This is a genomic window from Mycoplana sp. 10N416 (assembly GCF_056394765.1).
In genome coordinates, this window is the sequence record NZ_JBFTIM010000004.1 from 296,405 (window position 1) to 320,183 (window position 23,779).

Below are 23,779 nucleotides of genomic sequence, written 5' to 3' on the forward strand. Positions count from 1 at the left end.
TCCACACTTGCGGCACCTTGATGTCGCTGTTACGCGGCTGTCCCGACAGTCATTCTGCTTATGCTGTCAGCGTTCCCATGTTGCCGAGCGCAAGAATGTCCGCATCCGTGACTCACCCCAACCTCAACCCAGAAGCCCGCAGCCGGGTCTATGGCGCCGCACTCGTGCTAGGCTCGGCAATCGTCTGGAGCTTCGGCGGGACGCTCGCCCGCCTCCTCGACATCGAGGACGGCTGGACGGTGGTGTTTTGGCGCGCGCTTTTCGCCGCCGTCTTCCTTCTCGGTTTCATGCTTGTGCGCGACGGCCCGCGTGGGACAGTAAAGCTGTTTTCCGGAATGGGCCTGCCGGGGCTGGCCGTCGGTGTTTGCTTCGCCACCGCCTCGACGTCCTTCATTCTTGCGCTCGCCCACACCACGGTTGCCAACATCCTCCTGATCCAGGCGAGTGTTCCCCTGATCGCGGCGCTGATGAGCTGGGTACTGTTTCGTGAACGAATAGCGCTGCACACCTGGGTCGCGATTGCCGTCGTCATTTGCGGTGTCGGGGTCATGGTCTCAGGGTCGGTCACCGGCACGGTCTCGCCGATCGGAGACGCGCTCGCACTGCTGATCGCTTTTGCCTTCGCGTCCGCCACCGTGATTACCCGGCGGTTTTCCCACGTGCGGATGACGCCGGCGGTTTTCACCGGAACGGTGCTGGCTTGCGGTATGGCAGCGATGCAGGCGGCGGACTATTCCGTCAGCTTGTCCGAGCTCGGGATACTTGTCGTGTTCGGCGCGTTCAATTTCGGCCTGGGTCTTGCGCTGTTCGTCACGGGCGCCCGGCTGGTTCCCTCGGCGCTTGCCGCGCTGCTCGGCACCGCGGAAACCGTTTTGGCGCCGCTTTGGGTTGCGCTCTTCCTGGCCGAGATCCCGGGCGAGCGGACGATCGTCGGCGGCATCATCGTGCTGGCAGCGCTGCTGTGCTATCTCGGCCTGGAGATGTGGCGCCAGCTGCGGCGCTGAAGCCCGGCCCGGTTGCCGCTTGACTTTGATCGCCGAAACCGTGAAGCCGGAGCCGACAGCTCTGAAAGGCCAGACGATGACTTCGACTAATTCCGGCGACGACAAACCGCTCTTCGGCCGGCCGTGGATCTTTATTCGCGGCGTGCCCGCCATGAAGTTCCTCCCCCCGGAGGGGCCGCCGGAGATCGCTTTCGCCGGCCGCTCCAACGTCGGCAAGTCCTCGCTGATCAATGCATTGGTCGGCCACAAGGGGCTGGCGCGCACCTCCAACACCCCCGGGCGGACCCAGGAGCTCAACTACTTCGTTCCGGACGGTTATTCCGGCGAGGCAGGCGATCTCCCGCCGATGGCGCTCGTCGACATGCCGGGCTATGGCTATGCGCAGGCGCCCAAGGAGCAGGTCGACGCATGGACCAAGCTGGTCTTCGACTATTTGCGCGGACGCTCGACGCTCAAGCGCGTCTATGTCCTGATCGACAGCCGCCACGGCATCAAGAAGAACGATGAGGACGTCTTCGACCTCCTCGACAAGGCGGCGGTGTCTTACCAACTCGTCCTGACCAAAACGGACAAGATCAAGGAAGCGGGCGTTCCGCGACTCGTGGCAGAGACGACGGAGAAGATCCGAAAGCGCCCGGCCGCCTATCCGGAGATCCTTGCCACCTCGTCCGAGAAGAGCAGGGGCCTCGACATGCTGCGAGAGGCGATCGAGACGACCATCGCGCGCTGAAAAGTCAAAAGCGAATTCAGTTGATCGACGTCACTACCCGGTGATGAATTCTGCCCTATTTTCGTTGTGCAGCGCGCTTACTGGCGCGCAAGGGGACGCAGCTTTGCTTGGAAGCTGCTCGTGGGCGGCCTTGCCGCCACGGTCGCAAACTGGAGCACGCAAATGTCTGATTTGATCGTAATAGGATTCGATACGCCCGACGAAGCCGACAAGGTCCTTGTGAAGTTGAACGGACTGAAAAAGGAATATCTGATCGACCTGGAGGATGCGGTGGTCGTCGTGCGCGACGCCGCGGGAAAGGTCCATCTGAAGCAGAGCCTCAACCTGACGGCGATCGGGGCTTCCTCCGGCCTGCTCTCCGGTGCTCTCTGGGGCGGCCTGGTCGGGCTTCTGTTCCTGAACCCGCTGGCCGGGTTTGCGATCGGCGGCGCGGTCGGGGCGGGCGCAGGGGCGCTTTCCGGTTCGCTCACGGACTACGGTATCGATGACAATTTCATCAAGTCTCTGGGCGATACGATTGCGAACAATTCTTCCGCTCTTTTCGTCCTGGTTCGCAAGGTGCAGCCCGAAAAGGTTTTGGCCGAGTTCGAGGGGCTGCGCGGCCGGGTTCTGAAGACGTCGCTGTCGCCGGAGCAGGAAGCGAAGCTGCAGGCGGCCCTATCCGGGGCCACCGCCGCCCCCGCAGCTTCCTGAACGACATGCGGATGCTCAGGTGGCGCGAGCCGCCCGAGCACTCTTCTTTCTCCTCGCTTGCCGTCGCAGCGAGGAGATCGCACGGCCGTGAATATGAACCGCGATCTGGTGCCGCAGTTCAGCCAATCCTTCATCGCGGTTCTGAGGCCGGCTTAAGACGCCGAGCGGGTTTTTCCCGGGTCAGCGGAATGGCTGGGCCTTGCCGGAGGCGATGATGGGGCCGGTCGCGGCGCCCGTGGGAGAACCGCCGGGCGGTTCGACGCTTACCGCAAGCAGGGCGTCGCGTGTCAACCTTGAGCGCATGGCTGAAGGGATGCTCAACGATCCCTCGCCGGACTGCGGGAGAACGCCGAGCGAGACCGGTGGCCGTCCCTCCTGCACCAGCCACAGTTCGAGCGATTTCGCGCCATCCTGCGCAGTCGCTGTTGGGGTGAGACTCAGCATGCCGTTGGCTTCGTCGTAATGCGCCACCAGGGCGATCGGGCTGTCCTTGCCCGAGAGTTCCGCGACAAGCCGTTTTGCGGGCGAGGGCGTAAGTACTCCCGACCAGGCGATGAGAAAGGTGGCAACGGCGGCGAGGGAGGCAAACGCTGCCGAGCGCCAGAACACAAGCGAGGTCCAGATTGTACCGGAGACCGACATGCCGGCATCGCCCGTGGATGAATCGAAGAGCTGATGTTCGACCGCGGCATAGACCCGAGCCGGCGGCGTCACCGTTTCGAGTTCCTGGTTGATGGCCGAGAGGTTTTCTTCCCAACGGTTGACCATCGCCGCGAAGGCGCGGTCGCTGCGCAGCCGGTCTTCGACCTTGCGGCGGTCCTCGGCCGAAAGAACACCAAGGACATATTCGCCGGCGATCACTTCATCGCGGCGCGGATCCCTGTTGTTCTGGTCAGACGATGTCATGGTTCAGCTACTCTCAGTTCCAGCAGGCTTCGTCGAAGCCAGCCCTTCGCGATGTTGACCGGGATGCCATAGAGCGTGGCGAGCTCCTCGTAGCTCAATCCTTCCACATAGGCTTTTCGTACCACTGAAGCATCCGTGGCCTTGAGCCTTTGCAGGCATGTCCCGACACGTCCACCCTCGGAACCAACAACGGCGGTTGCCTCGGGTCCGGGTTCGACATCGACGATATCATATGCTTCCTCGATGTTGCTTGCCACTGGTCTTCGCGCCCGGATCACCTCGATCGCATGGCGACGCGCAATGGCGGCAAGCCAGGAAAATGCGCTCGCTTCGCCGGGTGCGAAGCGATCCGCCTGCTGCCAGATTTTCAGATAGATCTCCTGCAACGCTTCCTCGGCATCTTCGCGCCTGCGCAGCAAGCGTAGGCAGATACCGAAGAATTTTCCGCTGGTTAAATCGTACAAGCGGCGAAATGCCTGCCTGTCCTTGAGGCAGATCCGCCCGATCAGATAGGCAATTTCGTCGTCACGCACGGGCGGATTCCTGGCTGGCGGGGCGAAGCTTTCCAAATCCGGAAGGAGCATATCAGGCGGTCGTGGAGTGGTGCAGTTGTCCGCCCCCTAGCAGAAAGGATGAATTTGGCAGGCGCCCGGTCTCCATCATTCCATCGTCACGCAACATGCGTTAAACAGGCGCCCGACTAGATTTGCGAGGCCCCCATGTCCCTGACCGAAAGCGAAACCCAGGCGCGGCTGCTGGCGCAGGCTCTGCCCTACATGCAGCGCTATGAAAACAAGACGATCGTCGTGAAATATGGCGGCCATGCCATGGGCAATGCCGAACTGGGCAAGGCTTTTGCCAGCGACATAGCACTTCTGAAGCAGTCCGGCGTCAACCCCGTGGTTGTCCACGGCGGCGGCCCGCAGATCGGTGCCATGCTGACGAAGATGGGGATCGAATCGAAATTTGAAGGCGGCTTGCGCGTCACTGACGAGAAGACCGTCGAAATCGTCGAAATGGTGCTCGCGGGCTCGATCAACAAGGAGATCGTGGCGCTGATCAACCAGACTGGCGAATGGGCGATCGGCCTTTGCGGCAAGGACGGCAACATGGTGTTCGCCGAAAAGGCGAAGAAGACCGTCGTCGACCCGGACAGCAACATCGAGCGCATCCTCGACCTCGGCTTTGTCGGAGAGGTGGTCGAGGTCGACCGCACGCTGATCGACCTTTTGGCGAAGTCCGAGATGATCCCGGTCATTGCGCCGGTGGCGCCCGGCCGCGACGGCCACACCTACAACATCAACGCCGACACCTTCGCCGGTGCCATCGCCGGTGCGCTGAACGCGGTGCGCCTGCTCTTCCTTACCGACGTCCCGGGCGTGCTGAACAAGCAGGGCGAGTTGATCAAGGAACTGTCTGTCGCCGAAGCTCGCGCGCTGATCAAGGACGGCACGATCTCCGGCGGCATGATCCCGAAGGTCGAGACCTGCATCGAGGCGATCGGCGCAGGCGTGCAGGGTGTCGTCATTCTCAACGGCAAGACGGCCCACTCGGTCCTGCTCGAGCTCTTCACCGAGCGCGGTGCCGGCACGCTGATCGTTCCTTGATGAAACGGGGCCGGATCGGACAATCCGGCTTACGTCATTTCCACATCAGCAACAGCAGAATCCCAGCGACGATCAGCAGGCAGCCGGCCACCTCCATGCGGTTGATGCGCTCGCGAAAGACGAGCCAGGAAGCGGCGAAGGTGAAAAGCAGTTCGATCTGGCCGAGTGCGCGCACATAGGCGACCTGCTGCAATGCCATCGCCGTGAACCAGCAGGCCGAGCCGGTGACGCCTGCAAGCCCCACCAGAGACGATGAGCGCCAGGATCGCACGACCCGGCCGATCTCGGCAGGGTCCTTGATTGTCATCCAGACGAGCATGAAAACGGTCTGGAAGGTGGTGACGCAGGCAAGCGTCACCGCCGCCTGCATGATCGGATTGGGTCCGCCCAGCGACAGCGCCGCCGAACGATAGGCGACGGCCGAGATGCCGAAGACGGCGCCCGAGGCGATGCCGATCATCGCCGTGCGCCCGGTCATGGCGACGAGCAGGTTGCGCCAGGACAGCGGCATGCGGGCAACGGAGATCAGCATCACGCCGAGGACCCCGACGATGATGGCGCCGACGGCGCTCGGCGTCAGCCGCTCGCCGAGCAGGATCAGGCCGAAGATCGCCGCCTGCACCGGTTCGGTCTTGGAATAGGCGGTACCGACGGCGAAGTTGCGCAGCGAGAACAGGTAGACGAGCAGAATGGTCGCGAAGATCTGCGCCAGCCCGCCTATAACCGACCAGACGGCAAACTCCGCATTGAGCGTGGGAAATTCGTAGCCAGCGAAATAATGAAGCGCAGCAGCATAGACGATGGCGATCGGAAAGCCGTAACCGAAGCGGACGAAGCTCGCGCCGGTCGTGCCCAACGAACTGCGCAGGTACTTTTGCAGCGCCGATCTGAGGTTCTGCAGGAACGCGGCGCAAATGGTGATGATGATCCAGGCTTCCATGCCAGCCGGCTAGCATGGCGGCCGGACCAAATCCATCGGCGCTGCCGCAATGACGATTCCTTTTTGCTTCTTGTTGCTCCCGTGTCATAAGGGCGCCCATGACCGAGACGCACCGCCTTCCGACCCGTTCCGAGTTTGCCCATGTCACCGAATGGGTGTTCGACCTCGACAACACGCTCTATCCCCATCACATCGATCTCTTCGCCCAGATCGACCGCAACATGACCAGCTATGTCTCCACGTTGCTCGGCCTGTCACGCGAGGAGGCGCGGGCGATCCAGAAGCGCTATTATCTGGAGCACGGCACGACGCTGCAGGGCCTGATGATCCACCATGGCATCGATCCGTCGGAGTTCCTGGATATGGCGCACGCGATCGACTACGGCGTGCTGTCACCGGATCCGCATCTTGGCGAAGCCATCCGGGCGCTGCCGGGGCGGAAGTTCATCTTCACCAACGGGAGCGTCAGGCACGCCGAGATGACGGCGCGCGCGCTCGGCATCCTCGACCATTTCGACGACATCTTTGATATCGTCGCCGCGGAATACGTGCCGAAGCCGGCTGGCAGCACCTACGACAAGTTCATGGCGCTGCATCGCGTCGATACGGCGCACGCCGCCATGTTCGAGGATCTGCCGCGCAACCTGCTGGTGCCGAAGGCGCTTGGCATGAAGACCGTGCTCCTGATGCCGCGCGACGACAGCCACGAATTCGGCGATGCCTGGGAAAAGAAAACCGACGAGGACCGGCACATCGACTACACGACGTCGGACCTCACCGACTTTCTGACCCGTTTGCTCGGCGATTGAGGCCGGCCGTCGAATTCCGACGGCCAGCCCGATTATCACTTCCCGTTTCCGGAATTGGCTTCCTTGTCGAGCTTTTCGTAGAAGGTCTCGATAATCTCCCAGGCCTCCTCGGCGGTGTCGACGAATTGCATCAGCTCGACATCGCTCGGCGATATCGTGCCGAACTCGGCCAGTGCCTCCAGATTGATGATCGAGTTCCAGAACTCCTTGCCGAACAGGATCAGCGGCACGAGCGCCATGCGCCCGGTCTGCATCAGCGTCACCGTCTCGAACAGTTCGTCCAGCGTGCCGAAGCCGCCGGGGAACACGGTCACGGCCTTCGCCCGTAGCAGGAAGTGCATCTTGCGCACGGCGAAATAGTGGAAGTTGAAGCTGAGATCGGGCGTCACATAGACGTTCGGGGCCTGCTCGTGCGGCAGGACGATGTTCAAGCCGATCGACGGCGCGCCGGCCTCCGCTGCGCCGCGGTTGCCCGCTTCCATGACGCCGGGGCCGCCGCCGGTCACGACGACGAACTCCTTGTAGCCTGTCTCTGCCGAGCGTGCCGAGCAGAGTTTCGCGAACTTGCGCGCCTCTTCATAATAGACCGAGGCGGCCTCGAGGTTTTTCCGCTGGGTCTCGTTGCGCGCCGCCCATGCCTCCATGCCGGGGGCGGGAATGCGGGCGCCGCCGAACATCACGATCGTCGAATTGATGCCACGCTCGGTGAGCATCATCTCGACCTTCAGCAATTCCAGCTGCAGGCGGACCGGCCGCAGTTCCTCGCGGCAGAGAAACTCGTCGTCCGCATAGGCGAGCCGGTAGGCGCCGGAGGTCGACTGCGGTGTTTGTGGAACGACTGAGGCTCTATGCTTGTCGAACGCGCTGTCCGCTAGGGGATCCCATACGCCGCTCTTGTTGCGGAGGTTCTTCTTCTTCAGTCGTGCCATTTCACTTTCCGTTTCGATGGCCTGCGCGCCGGCCTGTTCTTCTGTGTCAATCGCGCTATTTCCGGCTGTAGCATTCCACCGACGCCGTCGCGACACCGTCTGCCGGAAAAGGGCTTCAACTTTCCGGGATCATGCTCTAGGACTTGGCACCGGAAAATCACGCCCCCTCCGACATTCCCGATACGTCAGGATAGTGGCCGAAGTTTAAGGAATTCCGATGAACAACTCCAATGTCTCCGCCCTTGAAGCCATCATAGAACGTGCTTTTGAGCAGCGCGAAACGGTCAATACCGCGACGCGCGGCGAAGTCCGCGACGCCGTCGAGGCAGCATTGAACCTTCTCGACAGCGGCAAGGCACGGGTGGCCGAGCGCGGGACTGACGGCAACTGGACGGTCAACCAATGGCTCAAGAAGGCGGTGCTGCTGTCCTTCCGGCTGAATCCGATGGAGATCGTCCCCGGTGGTCCGGGCGCGTCGGTCTGGTGGGACAAGGTTCCTTCCAAGTTCGACGGCTGGAGCGTCAACGAATTCGAGAAGGCAGGGTTCCGCGCGGTGCCGAACTGCGTCGTCCGCCGCTCGGCCTACATCGCCCCGAACGCGATCCTGATGCCGTCGTTCGTCAACCTCGGCGCCTATGTCGGCGAGGGCACCATGGTCGATACCTGGGCCACCGTCGGCTCCTGCGCGCAGATCGGCAAGAACGTGCATCTGTCTGGTGGCGTCGGCATCGGCGGCGTGCTGGAGCCGATGCAGGCCGGTCCGACGATCATCGAGGACAATTGTTTCATCGGCGCCCGCTCCGAGGTGGTCGAGGGCTGCATCGTGCGCGAGGGCTCGGTGCTCGGCATGGGCGTCTTCATCGGCAAGTCCACCAAGATCGTCGATCGCGCCACTGGCGAGATCATGTATGGCGAAGTGCCGCCCTATTCGGTGGTCGTCGCCGGCTCCATGCCCTCCGGCGGCACGATGGCCAATGGCCAGCCGGCGCCGAACCTCTATTGCGCGGTGATCGTCAAGCGCGTCGATGAAAAGACCCGCTCCAAGACCGGCATCAACGAACTGCTCAGGGATTGATATGGGAAGGCCGGACCAGGCTCCGAGCCTCACATGGCTCTTCTTCGGCTGGTCCGGCCGCCTGTCCCGTTTGCCCTACGCGCTGGCCTGGGGCTTTTGGATGGCGCTCGCTGCGGCCTTTCTCACCCGCATGGTGATGACGCCGCATGAGGAGCCGGCGTTCGTTACCTGGACACTGCTGTTTTTCGCAGTCGGCGTCGTTTCGACCCTTTCCTCGGTGATGCTGACGATCAAGCGATTGCACGACATGGCGCTCCCGGCGCCGCTCGTCCTGTGCCTGTTCGTGCCGGCCATCTCCATCTTCGCGCTGATCGCCTTCATGGTCTGGCCCGGCACGCCGGGGCCGAATGCATATGGGATCGTGCCGGACCGGCCAAAGGACTAGCCCGCGCGGGGGCGGCCAAGCACCCGGCGAAGGTTGATGACAGCGACAAGCCTTTCGGCTAGATCGGAAGGCGAGCACGGCGACGCAGTTCGCGCGCCGAACCCAGCCAGCAGGCAGTGCATCATCATGACAGCGACAAGCCCCGTCCAGAACCTCGCCACCCTCATCCGTTGCCCCTCTGTCACGCCCGCCGAGGGCGGAGCGCTCACGGCTCTCGCGGCGATGCTCGAGCCGTCGGGCTTCACCGTCGAGCGCATGGTGATGTCCGAGCCGGGAACGCCGGACGTCGAGAACCTTTACGCCCGCATCGGCACCGATGGCCCGCATCTGATGTTTGCCGGCCACACCGACGTGGTGCCGGTCGGCGACGAGGCCGCCTGGACGCATGGCCCCTTTTCCGCCGAGATCGCCGGCGGCGAAATGTACGGCCGCGGCGCCGTCGACATGAAGGGCGGCATCGCCTGCTTTGTCGCCGCCGTCGCCCGCCACATCGAGAAGCACGGCCCGCCGAACGGTTCGATCTCGTTCCTGATCACCGGCGACGAGGAGGGGCCCTCGATCAACGGCACGAGCAAGCTGCTCGAATGGGCGGCCGCGCGCGGTGAGCGCTGGGACGCCTGCCTCGTCGGCGAGCCGACCAACCCGGACCAGCTCGGTGACATGATCAAGATCGGCCGGCGCGGTTCGGTGTCGGGTGCCGTCACCGTTCACGGCGTGCAGGGCCATGCCGCCTATCCGCATCTGGCCGACAACCCGGTGCGCAGCGTAATCGCGCTTGCCGACGCGCTGATGGACCCGCCCTTCGACGCGGGAACGGCGGATTTTCAGCCCTCCAACCTTGAGGTGACGACCATCGACGTCGGCAATAGGGCGGTCAACGTCATTCCGGCCAGGGCGACGGCGAGTTTCAACATCCGTTTCAACGATACCTGGACGGCGGAAACCGTCATGGCCGAGATCGTTCGTCGCCTGGACCAGGCTGCCGCCGACGACCGGCTGCGGCCCGGGCGGGCGCCGGTACGCTACGAGATCAAATGGGCCGAGCGCCCGAGCCATGTGTTCCTGACCCGCGACGACCGGCTGATTGCCTCGCTGTCGTCGGCGGTCGAGGCGGCGATCGGCCGCGTTCCGCAGCTTTCGACCACCGGCGGCACCTCGGATGCGCGCTTCATCAAGGATTATTGTCCTGTGGTGGAATTCGGCCTTGTCGGCCAGACCATGCACATGGTCGACGAGCGCGTTTCCGTGGCCGATCTGGAGACGCTGACGATGATCTACGAAACCTTCCTTGCGCGCTGGTTCGGAAATGCCGGCACTTGACGAGGTCCTGCATTACCTGACCGGCATCTTGCACCTCGTGCGGCAGCGGCCGGACGGGTTCCGCTGGCTCGATCTGAGCTGGCGCGGGCTCGCTCGTTCGTTCTGGGCCTTCGCCTGGAGCCTGCCGGCGCTCGCCGTCATCTGGGCATCCTGGCGTCTCTATTTTCTCGGCCGCATGCCCGAGGGCACGACGGCCGGCGCCGAGTTCATCCTGAAGCTGCTGCTGATCGACGTGGTCGGCTGGCTGCTGCCGCTGGCTTTGCTGACCGTGCTGGCGCGGCCCTTGGGCTATGCCCACCATCTGGTAACCATGGTGATAGCAAGCAACTGGATCGCGGTGCCGTTTGCCTATGCGACGGCCATTCCTTTCGCACTGGCCCTTGTGGTGCCGGCCTTCTCCGCGCTCTCGGGACTGCTGCTCTATGTGGTCTTCGGCGCCAGTATCGTGCTGCAATACCGGCTCTTGTTGATGTGCCTCGGCAAGCAGGCGCTGCTTGCCGCCACGCTCACCGCGCTTTTCGTGCTGCCGCCGCTGCTGGTGGGTCAGGGCCTGCAGGTGGCGCTCGGCACCCTGCCGAGCTGATTGGCTCAGTAGTCGACCTGCATGAAATAAAGCCCTTCCGGCGGCGCGACGGGGCCGCAGGCCTTGCGATCGCGGGCTTCCAATGCGGCGCGCACGTCATCGATACTCCACTTGCCTTCGCCGGCGAGCTTCAGCGTCCCGGCGAAGGAGCGGATCTGGTTGTGCAGGAAGCTTTGTGCGGTGACCCGGATCTCGATCAGTTCGCCGGCGCGCGTCACGTCGAGCCGGTCGATCGTCCGCACCGGGCTGTTCGCCTGGCACTGGGCGGCGCGGAAGGTGGTGAAGTCGTGCTTGCCGACCAGCACCTGTGCGGCCGCGTGCATCGCCTCGTGATCCAGCGGCTTCGCCACGAACCAGGCGCGATTTGCCTCGAGCGCCAACGGCGCGCTGCGGGAGATGATGCGGTAGAGGTAATGCCGCCGCACGGCGGAAAAGCGGGCGTCGAAATCGTCCGCCGCCTCAGTCGCGTCGAGGATCGCCACGCGCTCGCCTGCCTGCGCCAGATGCGCGTTCAGGGCGTTGCGCAGGGTGTGCTCCTTCCAGGGCCGTGACAGATCGGCATGGGCGACCTGGCCCATAGCGTGCACGCCGGAATCGGTGCGGCCGGCGCCGCGGATCAAGACGGTTTCGCCGGTCAGCGACAGGATCGCCTTCTCGACCGCGCCCTGCACGGAATGCCCGTTCTCCTGCCGCTGCCAGCCGACATAGGGCGTTCCGTCATATTCAATGATCAGGCGATAGCGCGGCATCAGATAATCACCGTGCCTGGGGCGACGGGGGTGCCGCGCAGGAAGTCAGCGACGTCGAGCGGCCTGCCGCCGGCCTTCTGCAGCCGTGTCAGGGAGACGGCGCCGTCGCCGCAGGCGACAACGAACCCGTCGGAGGCCAACACCGTTCCCGGCTTTTCCGACCCTGCTGCCAGGCGCGATCCCAGCACCTTGACCCGCTCCGGCTTGCCGGCTAGCGAAAGCTCGAACCAGGCACCGGGGAAGGGGGAAAGCGCACGGATGTGGTTGTGCACGTCGGCGGCCGGTCGCGCGAAGTCAACGCGCGTCTCGCCCTTGTCGATCTTGGCGGCGTAGAGCACGCCCTCTTCGGCCTGCGGCGTCAGCGGCAGGTCGCCCGCCTCCAGACGCGCCATTGCCTCGACCATCAGGCCGCCGCCGGCCTGCATGAGCGCATCGTGCAACGCGCCGCCGGTCATGTCCGGGCCGATCTCGATGCGATGGGTCAGCGCCACGGGGCCGGTGTCCAACCCCTTGTCCATCTTCATCACCATCATGCCGGTTTCCGCGTCGCCGGCCATGATCGCGCGTTGGATGGGTGCCGCACCGCGCCAGCGCGGCAGCAGCGAAGCGTGGCCGTTGTAGCAGCCGAGCCGCGTCCCGGTGAGGATCGCCTCGGGCAGCAGAAGCCCGTAGGCGACGACGACGGCGACGTCGGCCTCCAGCGCCCGGAAAGTGGCGCGATCCGCCTCCGCCTTGAAGTTCAGCGGCGTGAACACGGGGATCCCGAGCCGCTCGGCGGCCTGATGCACCGGCGACTTCTGCAGTTCTAGCCCGCGCCGTCCGCCGGGGCGCGGCGGCTGCGAATAGGCAGCCACGATCGTATGGCCGGCCTCGGCGAGCGCCGTCAGCGTCGGCACCGAGAATTCCGGCGTACCCATGAAGATGATGCGAAGCGCCATGCGGCGATGCTCCCGTTTAAGCTCGTTGATCCCTTCAAACGGGTTTACGAGCGTCAATCAAGCCCTCGCGGTGACGCCGTCCGATGCCGGATCAGATCGCCTTGGCGCCGCGCGTCTTTGCCGCCTTGGTGAACTTGCGGATCACCATGTCGCGCTTGAGCTTGGAAATGTGGTCGATGAAGAGCACGCCGTTCAGGTGGTCGATCTCGTGCTGCAGGCAGGTCGCGAGAAGCCCGTCGGCGTCGATCGTCTGCTCCTTGCCCTCACGGTCGAGATAGCGAACGGTGAGCGTGGCCGGGCGCTCGACCTCGGCGTAGTAATCCGGGATCGACAGGCAGCCCTCCTCGTACACCGAGCGCGCGTCCGAGGTCGTGACGATCTCCGGGTTGATGAAGACGAGCGGCGTCTTATCTTCGCCGTCCTTCGACACGTCCAGCACCAGCATCCGACGCGGCACGCCGATCTGGATCGCCGCAAGGCCGATGCCGGGCGCGTCGTACATCGTCTCCAGCATGTCGTCGGCAAGGCGCCGTGCTTCGTCGTTGATGGTCTCCAGCGGTGCGGAGACCTGCCGAAGGATGGGATCGGGAAGGATAATCAGCGGTTTGATCGTCATTCGCCTCACTTAGCGGTTTGCTGGACGGCTTTCAATTGCCTTGCATCTCGCGATGGCCCCGTTTGTTCACGTTATGATCTATTCTTGCGCGCAAATGCTGCTATGTTTGCCGCATGAATCCGGAACCATCCCTTCAGGCCGCAGTGAGTCGGCTTTTTGATGCGCTTGCCCGCGATCCGGCGTTGCAGCTTGCCTGCCTGTTCGCCGCGATCGTGGCGACCGGCTGGATCGTCTTCGCCCGCCGTGCCGCAAGCCGCCAGCGCGCGGCTGCCGTAGCTGCGGAAGTGCGCCTGGCCGAGCTGCTGCGCGCGCAAAACGAGATGCAGGGCCGGATCGCCGCCATGGCCGAGGTGTTCGGCGCGCGCCAGGCCGAGACGAACCAGTCGATCAACCAGCGCCTCGACGGGCTGACGCAGCGCCTCGGCCAGTCGATTAGCGAGCAAACGCGCGCCACGCATGAAAACCTTCGCCGCCTGCAGGAGCGGCTCGCGGTGATCGACACGGCGCAGACGAACATCCAGTCGCTGGCCAAGGACGTGGTCGGCCTGCAGGCAATTCTCGCAAACAAGCAGACCCGCGGCGCCTTTGGCCAGGGGCGAATGGAGGCGATCGTGGCCGACGGCCTGCCGACCGGCGCCTACCAGTTCCAGGCGCAGCTTCCAAACGGGATGCGGCCGGACTGCATCATCCGCATGCCGAATGGCCAGCCGCCGCTGGTCATCGACGCGAAGTTTCCGCTGGAGGCGTGGAACGCCATGGGCGCGGCTGCGAATGCCGAAGCCTCGAAGCTGGCCACCCAGCAGTTCCGGCGGGACATGGACGTCCATATTCGTGACATCGCCGAAAAATACCTGCTGGCCGGCGAGACGCAGGATACCGCCTTTCTCTTCGTCCCCTCCGAATCGATCTTCGCCGCGATCCACGAGAGCTTCGAGGCGATCGTCCAGCGCGCGCACCGTGCCCGCATCGTCATCGTCTCACCGTCGCTCCTGCTTCTGTCGATCCAGGTCCTGCAGGCGCTCCTGAAGGATCAGCGCATGCGCGAGCAGGCGCACGTGATCCAGGGCGAGGTGATCCGGCTGATGGAGGATCTCGGGCGTCTCGACGACCGTGTTCGCAAGCTGCACGGGCACTTCACATCGGCGCAGAAGGACGTGGACCAGATCCTGACCTCGACCGACAAGCTTGTCCGGCGCGGCGCTCGGATCGGTGAGATGGAGTTTGAAACGGCTGCGCCGCCAGGGCCGGGACAGGTGCAGGCGCCGTCTGCCGCCGCCGCGGAACGTGCGGTCGAAAGCCGCACCGGCCAATTGAAACTGAGAGTGGTTGACGAGGACTGACCGGCTCGGGCAGTGTCGGTTGAGGCATACCGGAGGAACGAGCCCCCATGATCACCGTCTTCGGATCCATCAACATGGATCTCATCGCCACGACCGAACGCCTGCCGAAAGCGAGCGAAACCGTGCCGGGACACAGTTTTACCACGGCCGCTGGCGGCAAGGGCGCCAATCAGGCGCTTGCGGCCCGGCGTGCCGGGGCAACGGTCCGCATGGCGGGAGCCGTCGGCGGGGATGCCTTTGCCGCCGAATCGCTGGTGCTTCTCACCCATGCGCGCGTGGATCTCGATCTCGTCAAGGTCGCGGACGAGCCGACCGGTACGGCCCACATCCTGGTTGCCGACGATGGCGAGAACGTCATCGTCGTCGTCGCCGGTGCCAATGGCGACGTGACCGCGGCGGACGCCAAGGTGGCCGTGTCGCAGATGTCGGCCGGCGATTTCCTGGCGCTGCAGCTCGAAGTGCCGACAGAGGCCGTCGACGCAGCGCTCGATGCTGCCAGGGCGAGACGCGTGACCTCGGTGATCAATCTCGCACCAATGACGGCGGATGCCCGCACGCTCGGCGCCAAGGCGGACATCGTCGTGACCAACGAGATCGAGTTCGAACAGTATGCCGGCAAGTCCGGCCTCTCCGACGCGGAGCGGGAGGCCGAGATGCGCTCGATCCACGAGCGGACCGGGCAGACGATCATCGTGACCCTCGGCGCCGACGGCGTCATCGCCATCCGCAAGGGCAATGTCTTCCGCGCTCCCGGCCTGAAGATCGAGCCGGTCGACACGGTCGGCGCAGGCGACAGCTTTTGCGGCTATCTGGTCGCTTCACTCGACGCGGGTCTGCCTTTCGCCGATTGCCTGCGCCGGGCCGCCATCGCCGGCTCGCTCTCCTGCCTCAAGCGCGGCGCCCAGCCGTCGATCCCGGAGGCGGGCGAAGTGGATGCGCGGATGCGAAAAGGCTGATATTGCCTTGAATGCAGGCGAATGAAGATCGGCCGTTCGCTGAAAGGGCCGATCTTTGGACGGCGGGCGTTCGGCGGTCGTCAGACTTGATGCGGTTGTCGATCGTGTGTCCGCCTTTAATCTGGTCATCGGGAGGAGACATCCTTTGCAGTTCGCCCGGATAAACGACATCAGCCTTCACCATCAGATCATCGGCGGCTCGCAGGACAAGCCCGTCCTTGTTTTCGCCAATTCGCTGGGAATGGACTTCCGCATCTGGCGTGACGTCATCGTGCGGCTTGCCGGCGATTTTCCCATGATCCTCTACGACAAGCGCGGCCACGGGTTGTCGGATGTCGGCCAGGTACCCTATTCCATCGATGACCACGTTAGCGACCTGTCCGGCCTGCTTGATCTTTATGCCGTGAAGGAGGCCGTCATCGTCGGGCTCTCCGTCGGCGGCCTGATCGCACAGGGTCTTTACGCGGCGCGGCCGGAACTGGTGAAGGCGCTGGTCCTGTGCGACACCGCCCACAAGATCGGTTCGGCCGAAAGCTGGAATGCGCGCATTGCCACCGTCGAGCGTGACGGCATCGAGAGCATCGCTGACGCCGTCATGGGGCTCTGGTTCACGCCCGCCTTCCGCCGGCCGGAAAATACCGCCTATCATGGCTATCGCAACATGTTGGTCCGTCAGCCGGCGATCGGATACGTCGCCACCTGCGCCGCCATCCGGGACGCGGATTTCACGGACGCTGTGACGCGCATCGCCGTGCCGACGCTGTGTGTCGTCGGCGATCAGGACGGCCCGACACCGCCGGCTGTCGTCCTGTCGACCGCCAAGCTCATCCCGGGCGCCCGCTACGAAGTCATTGCCGATGCAGGCCATCTCCCTTGCGTCGAGCAGCCCGAGGCTCTGACTGCGATCCTCCGGGCATTCATCGATCCGCTTGTTCATGGAGACAAGCCAAATGGCTGACGACGTGGCGTGATGACTGCCGAAGCACCGATCGCCCTGCGCCACCTTACGTCCTTCGAGTGAACGGGGGCGATATCGACAGTTTCGCACGGCAAGCGCTAAATTCTCGCTCTCTAATATGAGAGGTGGAGAAAATGGCGACCTATACGGTTTTCTTTCCCAATGGGAAGTATCCGCAGAGCTATTCACCGGCGATCGCGGGGCTCGACTACAACCCGATGTTCGGGGAGTTGGTGGATCTTTCGACGGCAACGGTCGTGACCAGGACGTCGACCAAGATGGACCTGAAGCTGGACAACGGCCTTCGGTTGCGGTTCAGCGGGACCGATTTCGGCTTCGATTCCGAGGGGAATCCGATTGGCGGCAAGGTGGCCAGGATTGAACTGTTCCAGTCGGACGGCACCACTCTGGTGTCGAAGTTCGAGGGGCTCAGCCTGTCCCTGGAGGCACTCGACAACGCCGCCCATACCTTTGATCCTTGGAACCTCCAGGCCTGGATAATGAAGGGTAACGACAGGTTGAACGGGTCGGCCGGGAACGACGACCTCGAGGGCTTCGCCGGCAACGACATCATCAACGGCGGTGGCGGGGATGACTTCGTCATCGGCGGTGAGGGAAAGGACAGCTATGACGGCGGCGCGGGGTGGGACAATCTGAGCTTTCAGGATGCCCGCTATAATTCCAACGCGCGCGGCGGCATAACGCTGGATGCCGCCGCCGGGACCGTGACGGATCCCTACGGCAATGCCGAGACCTTCCAGAACTTCGAGACCTTCCGCGGCACCCAGTTCCGGGACGTCATGAAGGGCTCCGCCCGAGACGAGGATTTTCAGGGCATCGGCGGTCGCGACGTCATCGATGGCCGCGGCGGTTTCGATACGGTCAGCTATCATCGCGACCAGAGCAACAGCGGCGGCAAGGTCGGCGTCACCGTTAACCTGCAGGCCGGCACGGCGATCGACGGCTTCGGCAAGACCGACACTTTGACGAGCATCGAAGGGGTTCGCGGTACCGCGTTCGCCGACAAGCTGACGGGAAGCTCGGGCAGCAACTGGCTGCGCGGCGACGCTGGCAACGATAAGATCGCCGGCGGTCTCGGCAATGATCTGCTGCGCGGCGACAGTGGAAAGGACTGTTTCGTGTTCAACACGAAGCTCAGTGCCTCGAACAATGTCGACGAGATCGACGACTTCAACGTGGCTGCCGACACGATCTGGCTCGAAAATGCGATCTTCACCAAATTGACGGGCACGGGTGTGCTTAGCGCCGCGCAGTTCTGCGCCAACAATAGCGGCATGGCCGGCGACGCGAGCGACCGCATAATCTACGAAAAGGACGCCGGCAACCTCTACTACGACTCCAACGGAAATGCGTCCGGCGGCCGCGTGCTCTTTGCAACGCTGGACGCCGGACTGGCAATGACGGCAGCCGACTTCTTCATCATCTGACTCTGGCACGTTGAGGCAGGGCAGGGACGTCTGGAGAAGACGTCCCTTCCGGATCATGTGGGCAGGAAGTCGATCGCCCGTTGTCGGCACCAAAGCAAGTGGCCACCGGTTTCGGCTTAAGACATGCGAAAGAACATGGACCTAAAGCGCGGCAAGCGGATCTGATCGCGACGCGCTTTAGGTCGAGAATGCCGCCTCATACAGATCGGGCTTGAAACCGGCGAAATAGCTGCCGTCGAGATCGAGGATGGGACGCTTGATCATAGAAGGCTGCGCGAGCATGAGTGCGGCAGCCTTTTGCGCGGTCAGGTCGGTCTTGTCGGCTGGTGCTAGGGCGCGGAAGGTCGTTCCGGCCCGGTTCAGCACGGTCTCCCAGCCGAGCGCGTCGATCCAGCGCTCGACGGAGGCCGCATCGATGCCCTCCGCCTTGTAGTCGTGGAATCGGTAGGCGATCTTCCGGCCGTCCAGCCAAGTCCGCGCCTTCTTCATCGTGTCGCAATTCTTGATGCCGTAGAGGGTGATCGTCACCATTTTCTCCCTTGGGTGCCTATCCGGCACGACGTGGTCGGCGGGCATTGCCGCCGATCGTCATTTGTTTCGGTCGCTCAGGCATCACCTCGTCAGAGGCTGAGGAACTTCTCGACGACGGCGTCGACCTCGGCGGTCTTGAGGCCGGCGATGTTGATGCGGCCGGAACCGGGCATGTAGATCCCATGCTCGGCGCGCAGACGCATGACGTCGGCCTCCTCCAGCGGCAGCAGCGAGAACATGCCTTCCTGCCCGGCGATTGCCGTCATCACCTGCCAGCGGCGTGCAAGGCCGGCGGCCAGTCGCTCGCGGATCGATGCGACGCGGCCGCGCATCGTCTCCAGTTCCGCCATCCAGTCCGCCGTCAACGCGGCGTCGCCGAGGATCGTGCTGACGATGGCTGCACCATGGTCCGGCGGCATGGAGTAGCTTGTGCGGGCGAGGCCGGCGAGGTTGGTGCGCACCGCATCCGCAGCCTCCTTGGACCTGGCGACCGCGAAGATGGCGCCGGTGCGCTCGCGGTAGAGCCCGAAATTCTTCGAGCAGGAAATGGCGACAAGAGCCTCCGGCACGGCGGCAAGCAGGGAGCGCAACCCTTCCGAATCCGCTTCCAGCCCCTTGCCGAAACCCTGATAGGCGCTGTCGACGAGGGGCAGCAGGCCGCGCTCGGCAATCAGCCTGGAAACGGCGGCCCATTGCTCGGGCGCGAGTACGCCGCCGGTCGGGTTGTGGCAGCTCGCATGCAGCAGCACGGCGTCGCCGGCGTTTGCGCCCTGCAGCGCCTCCATCATCGCGTCGAACAGAACAGTCTGCGAAGGGACGTCGAAGAACGGGTAGGTAACGACCTCGAGGCCCGACCCCTTGAAGATGGCGGCGTGGTTTGGCCAGGTGGGCATACCGAGCCAGATTTTCTTGACACGCATCCGCACCAAAAGGTCGGCGGCAAGGCGCACCGCTCCCGATCCGCCCGGTGTCTGCACGCCCGCGGTGGCAAGGCTGCGGCCGGCCGGTCCGGTGGTCAGGTTCCACAACCGCTCGAGGAACACGGGGTCACCCTCGGGGCCGACATAGGTCTTCGTGGTCTGGCCCTCCAGCAGGCGCCGCTCGGCCTCCTTGACCGCGCGGAAGATCGGTGTGGCGCCCTGTTCGTCGCGGTAGACGCCGACGCCGAGGTCGACCTTGCCGGGTCTCGCATCGGCTCGGTAAAGCCCGATCAGGGCAAGGAGCGGATCATCGGGCTGGCGGGCGAGTGTGTCGAACATGGCGGAACCCCTGCTGCTTGAGACTGCTGACGGTTTACGGGAAATGGTCACGGATTTCGAGCGTGATCTTTCGTGCCCGTTCGGATTGCCTGATAAGGCACATTTTATCGTTTCGCGGTTGCGGCGCGCCGAAGCGTTCCCTATCTTCGACCTGCACGACCGTGCAAAGGAAGGTTCGTTGAGAAAGCTGAACGAGAAGGTGAGCACCGCAGCCCTGTCTGCGATCCGCAACCGCCGTGGGCACCGGCCGCTATCCGCCAATCGCGGTGGTGGCGACACGGTCATCGCCTCCTACAACGTCCACAAATGCGTCGGTGTCGACCGGAAATTCGATCCGGAGCGCGTGGCCGAGGTCATTTCCGAAATTGATGCGGACATCATCGCGATTCAGGAAGCGGACAAGCGCTTCGGCTGCCGTTCGGGCTTACTTGATCTCGCCAGCCTGGAGCGGGACTGCGGCCTCGTGCCGGTACCGATAACGACCTTGTCCAGCACCGGCCACGGCTGGCACGGCAATATGCTGATGTTTCGCAAGGGCACGGTTCTGAAGGTTCAGCAATTGAAATTGCCGGGAGTCGAGCCCCGCGGCGCTCTGGTGGTCCACATCGACTTTCCGACCGGCAGGCTCCGGGTCGTCGCCGCCCATTTCGGCCTTCTCAAGCGATCGCGCGAAATGCAGGCCAAGCACATTCTCGCATCTGTCGCCCAGGAAGAGGAGATGCCGACGATCCTGATCGGCGATCTCAACGAATGGCGCGTCGGGCGGCGCTCCTCGCTTTCGCCGCTTTCGCCGGTCTTCGACCCCGCCTCCGGTGCCGTCCCGAGTTTCCCATCGCGCTTTCCGGTTCTGGCACTCGATCGCGTCCTCGGTCACCCCCATGATCTCGTCGCAACCGTCGAGGTTCATGACAGTCCGCTCGCCAAGGTGGCCTCCGACCACCTGCCGATCAAGGCGCACATCGACCTGAAGGCGATCTGGGACCGCAGCTATTGCTCGCCGGAGCCCGCCGCGCTGCGATCCGCATGACCTTTGTAACTGCCATTACAGGTAAGGCGAGCCCAGCCAGGTGATCCGCTCGATCAGCCGGCGCGAGAAGGGGCGGGCGCGCAACGCATGCAGATCGACCGCTTCGGCGGATTTCAGCACGGCGCCGATCCGCGCCTCGATCGCGGCGGCAAAGAAGGTGTCGAACACCTCGATATCGATCTCGAAGTTGAGGCGGAGCGAGCGTGGATCGAAGTTCGACGAGCCGATATAGGACCACACGCCGTCGACGACGGTCAGCTTCGAGTGGTTGAAGCTGCCGCTCGAACGCCAGATGCGGCAGCCGGCTGTCAACAACTGATCGAACTGCGCTGTCATCGCCAGGTCAACGAGCATCAGGTTGTTGGTGCCGGGCACGACGATGTCGATCCGAACACCGCGCCGCGCCGCGGTCACCAGGGCGCTGATCAGGTCTCGCTCGGGCAGGAAGTAGGGCGACATGATGCGGATGTGGCTCTTGGCGATCGATATCGCCCCCATCAGCATGCGCAGGTTCGTTTCGATGCTCTTGTCCGGACCGGAGGGCACCACGCGGGCCATCAATTCCGTCCCCGGCTCGGCCTTTGGCGGTTCGATCCGCCAGGCATCGCCGTCGAGGGCCTCGCCGCCGGAGAAGCGCCAATCCTCGTAGGCAATGTGAAAGAGGTCGCCGACGATCGGACCGGCAACGCGAAAATGGGTATCCTTGGCGACCAACTCACCCGCGAATTCGCTCGTAAAGTCTGCGCGAATGTTGAGGCCGCCGGTGAAGGCAATCTGCCCGTCGATCACCAGGATCTTCCGGTGCGTGCGCAGGTTCGCGTAAGGCAGCCGCAGTCCCATGATGATGTTGCCGTTGAACACCCGCACCGAAACGCCGGCGTGCCGCAGCGAAGGCACGATGCTGGGCGTCGAATAGCGGGCGCCGACCGCGTCGATCAGCACATGAACGTCGACGCCGCGTACGGTTGCCGCGGACAGCGCTTCGACAAACCGCGCTCCCATGCCGTCGCGATCGAAGATGTAGGTCTCCAGCAGAATGCTGCGCTGGGCGCTGCCGATGGCCGCGAGCATGGCCTCGTAGGCCACATCGCCGGATTCGAGCAATTCAATCCGGTTGCCGGAGGTGAGGGGGAAGCGCCCGACATTGTCGCCGAGATGCTTCATCGCCGCCAGCGCTCCGCCATATCGGGCATGCACCGTTTCGTCGGCGATGTCATAGGAAGCCGGATGATGACGGCCCTTTTGCGTTATCGGGCCAGCGCGTTGCAGCGTCAGCGTCTTGCGGTGAATGCGATTGACGCCAAACGCATAGTAGATGGCGGCACCGATGATCGGCGAAAGCAGGATGACACCGACCCAGCCGATCGCGGCGCGCACCTCTGCCTTCGTCATCGTTGCATGGATTGCAGCAGGCGGGCCGAGCAGGATCGACAGGACAACCAGAATGTGCGGCCAGTAGTCGGAGATCGTCTGCAACATATCGGCCCGGACACCGCCCCTAGTGATTGAACGCGTTGGTGAATTCACCTTAAAGCGGGGACGGGGGCAATGAAAGTCGCTTCTGCCAAGCGCCGGCAGACGGGACGGGCCGGTCAAAGCCGGCCCGTCCCGTCGTCTGTGCGCGTCTTGCAGTTGAGGAAAACAGTCCTCAGTCCTCGAGCGTGCCCGGCTTTCGGCCCAAACGGGTCGGCTCGCCGCAGGCAATCTTCATCAGATCGCCACCGCTGCGGACGAAGCGATCGGACGTGCGGGTTGCAATAAACCCGGCGCGGGCGGCACGTATCTCGACGGAGCCGTCCGCTGCACCCGGCTCTGTGATCAGCGTCGCAAGCAAGTCGTCCGCCTCGACCGTGTCGCCGATGTCCTTGTGGAACAGGACCGTGCCCGGTTCGACCGCACGAACCATCTCGATGTTGTCGAGCGGCACCGCCGGCCCTGTGTAGTCGGCCAGGCGCACGGTTTCGTCGCGAGCGGCGCCACGTGCGGCAAGGAAGCGCCAGAGCCCGTGTGCGTCCGTTTTCGCCATGTCGGGATACACGTCGCGCCGTCCGCGCAGCTCCACGGTCACGGCAAGCCGCCCCGGCACCCGTGCCAGCTTCTCTTCGCCCTGCCGCTTGAAGGCATAACCGACCGCCTCTTCAAAGGCGGTGCTTTCGCCGTCCGAGAGGAACACCGCCTCCATCGCCAGCGCGCTGGCGAGATCAGAAGCCTCCGGCCAGAAGGCCTCGTCGATATAGGCGTACTGGACGGATTCATCGTCGCAGTGCAGATCGAGCACGAGATCGGCACTGAGCGCCATGTGCAGCAGGCTCCGCTTCAACCGGTTGACCGCCGTCTGCCCGTCGAGGTCGGCAATCAGGCTGTCTCGTTCGGCAAGCGTGACCAGCGGGAAGTCGCGGTTGAAATTGGTTCGCGAGGCAAGGTCGAAGCGACCCTGCATCTCACCGAAGTGAGATTGTGCGGCACCGATCGGGTTGGCCTGCGGCACGACCACGATGTCGCCGAGGATCGCCCCTTCGGCCTCCGCGCCGCGCAGGCGCTCGCAAAGGTAATGGACCAAGGCCGTGCCAGGCAGCTCGTTGGCATGCAGCGCAGCCTGGATATAGACCTTCGGTGCGGTGGCGGAGGTGCCGACGAAATGCAGCACCGGAATCCGCCATTCGATGCCGGGAGTGTCGCCAGGGATGATGAGTTCGGAAATGTTCATGTCTTTGTTCGCTGATGCTTGAGCTGACTTCGGCTGGACAATTGTCGCAGTGATCCATGGTTAGCTGACCGAGCAACGGTCGACAAGAAGGTTCCATTCCTTGTGGTCGCGAAGTCAAGATATGGCAACTTCAGCACGAATTTCCGTTCCAGCGATCCGGCCTGCCTCGGAAATCGACCGGGCGGGGTTCGTCCGATGCTGGGCCGGAACGGGAACCGGGGTTTCGCCGCAGAGCCGTGCCCACAAGGACCCATGCCCGCGGCGACGGT

25 protein-coding genes are annotated in these 23,779 nt (G+C 63.9%); 14 read left to right on the plus strand and 11 right to left on the minus strand.

Going from position 1 to position 23,779, the window contains the following annotated elements; all coding sequences use genetic code 11:
• Positions 1-95: 95 nt before the first annotated feature.
• The 3 genes from AC1DDS_RS10690 to AC1DDS_RS10700 all read left to right on the plus strand — a co-directional run bounded on the left by AC1DDS_RS10690 (position 96) and on the right by AC1DDS_RS10700 (position 2,427).
• Positions 96-1,004 (plus strand): DMT family transporter, encoded by a 909-nt coding sequence (locus AC1DDS_RS10690; RefSeq protein ID WP_477478885.1) that lies wholly within the window; start codon positions 96-98, stop codon positions 1,002-1,004.
• Between the two features lie 76 nt (positions 1,005-1,080).
• The gene (yihA, locus tag AC1DDS_RS10695) at positions 1,081-1,734 is read left to right on the plus strand and encodes a ribosome biogenesis GTP-binding protein YihA/YsxC (protein WP_477478886.1); all 654 of its coding nucleotides are present in this window, start codon (positions 1,081-1,083) and stop codon (positions 1,732-1,734) included.
• Positions 1,735-1,896: 162 nt separating this feature from the next.
• Positions 1,897-2,427, plus strand: coding sequence for a DUF1269 domain-containing protein (locus tag AC1DDS_RS10700; protein WP_310411888.1), 531 nt, complete (start codon positions 1,897-1,899; stop codon positions 2,425-2,427).
• A 180-nt stretch (positions 2,428-2,607) separates the two neighbouring features.
• Here the strand turns inward: AC1DDS_RS10700 and AC1DDS_RS10705 are convergent, their stop codons facing one another.
• Positions 2,608-3,333, minus strand: a complete 726-nt coding sequence (locus AC1DDS_RS10705; RefSeq protein ID WP_477478887.1) for an anti-sigma factor — start codon at positions 3,331-3,333, stop codon at positions 2,608-2,610.
• Positions 3,330-3,866 (minus strand): sigma-70 family RNA polymerase sigma factor, encoded by a 537-nt coding sequence (locus AC1DDS_RS10710; RefSeq protein WP_477478888.1) that lies wholly within the window; start codon positions 3,864-3,866, stop codon positions 3,330-3,332. Before AC1DDS_RS10710 ends, AC1DDS_RS10705 begins: the two co-directional genes overlap by 4 nt.
• Positions 3,867-4,052: 186 nt before the next feature.
• Between AC1DDS_RS10710 and argB the strand changes: the two genes are divergently transcribed.
• On the plus strand, positions 4,053-4,940 hold the full coding sequence (gene argB / locus AC1DDS_RS10715) for an acetylglutamate kinase (protein ID WP_477478889.1): 888 nt from the start codon (positions 4,053-4,055) through the stop codon (positions 4,938-4,940).
• Positions 4,941-4,974: 34 nt separating this feature from the next.
• Here the strand turns inward: argB and AC1DDS_RS10720 are convergent, their stop codons facing one another.
• The gene (locus tag AC1DDS_RS10720) at positions 4,975-5,880 is read right to left on the minus strand and encodes an EamA family transporter (RefSeq protein ID WP_477478890.1); all 906 of its coding nucleotides are present in this window, start codon (positions 5,878-5,880) and stop codon (positions 4,975-4,977) included.
• 98 nt (positions 5,881-5,978) lie between these two features.
• On the opposite strand from AC1DDS_RS10720, the gene AC1DDS_RS10725 reads away from it, so the two are divergent.
• Complete coding sequence (locus tag AC1DDS_RS10725; RefSeq protein WP_477478891.1) at positions 5,979-6,689, plus strand: pyrimidine 5'-nucleotidase; 711 nt, start codon at positions 5,979-5,981, stop codon at positions 6,687-6,689.
• Between the two features lie 35 nt (positions 6,690-6,724).
• Here AC1DDS_RS10725 and AC1DDS_RS10730 read toward each other — a convergent pair whose 3' ends face one another.
• Positions 6,725-7,618, minus strand: a complete 894-nt coding sequence (locus tag AC1DDS_RS10730; protein ID WP_310411870.1) for an LOG family protein — start codon at positions 7,616-7,618, stop codon at positions 6,725-6,727.
• 217 nt (positions 7,619-7,835) lie between these two features.
• On the opposite strand from AC1DDS_RS10730, the gene dapD reads away from it, so the two are divergent.
• The 4 genes from dapD (at position 7,836) to AC1DDS_RS10750 (ending at position 10,981) form a co-directional block, all read left to right on the plus strand.
• Positions 7,836-8,693: a 2,3,4,5-tetrahydropyridine-2,6-dicarboxylate N-succinyltransferase gene (dapD, locus tag AC1DDS_RS10735; RefSeq protein WP_477478892.1), complete on the plus strand. Its 858-nt coding sequence runs from the start codon at positions 7,836-7,838 to the stop codon at positions 8,691-8,693.
• 1 nt (position 8,694) lies between these two features.
• Positions 8,695-9,078 carry a DUF805 domain-containing protein gene (locus AC1DDS_RS10740; RefSeq protein ID WP_477478893.1) on the plus strand — a complete coding sequence of 128 codons (384 nt, stop codon included), beginning with the start codon at positions 8,695-8,697 and terminating at the stop codon, positions 9,076-9,078.
• Positions 9,079-9,204: 126 nt separating this feature from the next.
• The gene (dapE, locus tag AC1DDS_RS10745) at positions 9,205-10,398 is read left to right on the plus strand and encodes a succinyl-diaminopimelate desuccinylase (protein ID WP_477478894.1); all 1,194 of its coding nucleotides are present in this window, start codon (positions 9,205-9,207) and stop codon (positions 10,396-10,398) included.
• On the plus strand, positions 10,385-10,981 hold the full coding sequence (locus AC1DDS_RS10750) for a hypothetical protein (RefSeq protein WP_477478895.1): 597 nt from the start codon (positions 10,385-10,387) through the stop codon (positions 10,979-10,981). Before dapE ends, AC1DDS_RS10750 begins: the two co-directional genes overlap by 14 nt.
• A gap of 5 nt (positions 10,982-10,986) precedes the next feature.
• Here the strand turns inward: AC1DDS_RS10750 and truA are convergent, their stop codons facing one another.
• From truA to def, 3 genes are all read right to left on the minus strand, one after another.
• Positions 10,987-11,730, minus strand: coding sequence for a tRNA pseudouridine(38-40) synthase TruA (gene truA / locus AC1DDS_RS10755; RefSeq protein WP_477478896.1), 744 nt, complete (start codon positions 11,728-11,730; stop codon positions 10,987-10,989).
• Positions 11,730-12,668 carry a methionyl-tRNA formyltransferase gene (gene fmt, locus AC1DDS_RS10760; RefSeq protein WP_477478897.1) on the minus strand — a complete coding sequence of 313 codons (939 nt, stop codon included), beginning with the start codon at positions 12,666-12,668 and terminating at the stop codon, positions 11,730-11,732. Before fmt ends, truA begins: the two co-directional genes overlap by 1 nt.
• A gap of 91 nt (positions 12,669-12,759) precedes the next feature.
• A complete protein-coding gene (gene def / locus AC1DDS_RS10765; protein WP_477478898.1) occupies positions 12,760-13,284 on the minus strand; it encodes a peptide deformylase in 525 nt (174 codons plus the stop codon).
• A 113-nt stretch (positions 13,285-13,397) separates the two neighbouring features.
• On the opposite strand from def, the gene AC1DDS_RS10770 reads away from it, so the two are divergent.
• From AC1DDS_RS10770 to AC1DDS_RS10785, 4 genes are all read left to right on the plus strand, one after another.
• Entirely contained in the window at positions 13,398-14,624 is a 1,227-nt protein-coding gene (locus AC1DDS_RS10770) for a DNA recombination protein RmuC (RefSeq protein WP_477478899.1), read from the plus strand.
• A gap of 47 nt (positions 14,625-14,671) precedes the next feature.
• Positions 14,672-15,580 carry a ribokinase gene (locus AC1DDS_RS10775; protein ID WP_477478900.1) on the plus strand — a complete coding sequence of 303 codons (909 nt, stop codon included), beginning with the start codon at positions 14,672-14,674 and terminating at the stop codon, positions 15,578-15,580.
• A 145-nt stretch (positions 15,581-15,725) separates the two neighbouring features.
• Complete coding sequence (gene pcaD, locus AC1DDS_RS10780; RefSeq protein WP_477478901.1) at positions 15,726-16,538, plus strand: 3-oxoadipate enol-lactonase; 813 nt, start codon at positions 15,726-15,728, stop codon at positions 16,536-16,538.
• Between the two features lie 134 nt (positions 16,539-16,672).
• Positions 16,673-17,986 (plus strand): calcium-binding protein, encoded by a 1,314-nt coding sequence (locus AC1DDS_RS10785; protein ID WP_477478902.1) that lies wholly within the window; start codon positions 16,673-16,675, stop codon positions 17,984-17,986.
• A 177-nt stretch (positions 17,987-18,163) separates the two neighbouring features.
• On the opposite strand, the gene AC1DDS_RS10790 is transcribed toward AC1DDS_RS10785, so the two are convergent.
• The gene (locus AC1DDS_RS10790) at positions 18,164-18,514 is read right to left on the minus strand and encodes an ArsC family reductase (RefSeq protein ID WP_477478903.1); all 351 of its coding nucleotides are present in this window, start codon (positions 18,512-18,514) and stop codon (positions 18,164-18,166) included.
• A 92-nt stretch (positions 18,515-18,606) separates the two neighbouring features.
• The gene (locus AC1DDS_RS10795) at positions 18,607-19,776 is read right to left on the minus strand and encodes an amino acid aminotransferase (RefSeq protein ID WP_477478904.1); all 1,170 of its coding nucleotides are present in this window, start codon (positions 19,774-19,776) and stop codon (positions 18,607-18,609) included.
• Positions 19,777-19,954: 178 nt separating this feature from the next.
• Here AC1DDS_RS10795 and AC1DDS_RS10800 point away from each other — a divergent pair, with 178 nt between their 5' ends.
• Entirely contained in the window at positions 19,955-20,803 is an 849-nt protein-coding gene (locus AC1DDS_RS10800; RefSeq protein WP_477478905.1) for an endonuclease/exonuclease/phosphatase family protein, read from the plus strand.
• Positions 20,804-20,818: 15 nt separating this feature from the next.
• Here AC1DDS_RS10800 and AC1DDS_RS10805 read toward each other — a convergent pair whose 3' ends face one another.
• On the minus strand, positions 20,819-22,282 hold the full coding sequence (locus AC1DDS_RS10805; protein ID WP_477478906.1) for a phospholipase D-like domain-containing protein: 1,464 nt from the start codon (positions 22,280-22,282) through the stop codon (positions 20,819-20,821).
• A 169-nt stretch (positions 22,283-22,451) separates the two neighbouring features.
• Positions 22,452-23,510 (minus strand): M14 family metallopeptidase, encoded by a 1,059-nt coding sequence (locus AC1DDS_RS10810; RefSeq protein ID WP_477478907.1) that lies wholly within the window; start codon positions 23,508-23,510, stop codon positions 22,452-22,454.
• Positions 23,511-23,779: the final 269 nt, after the last annotated feature.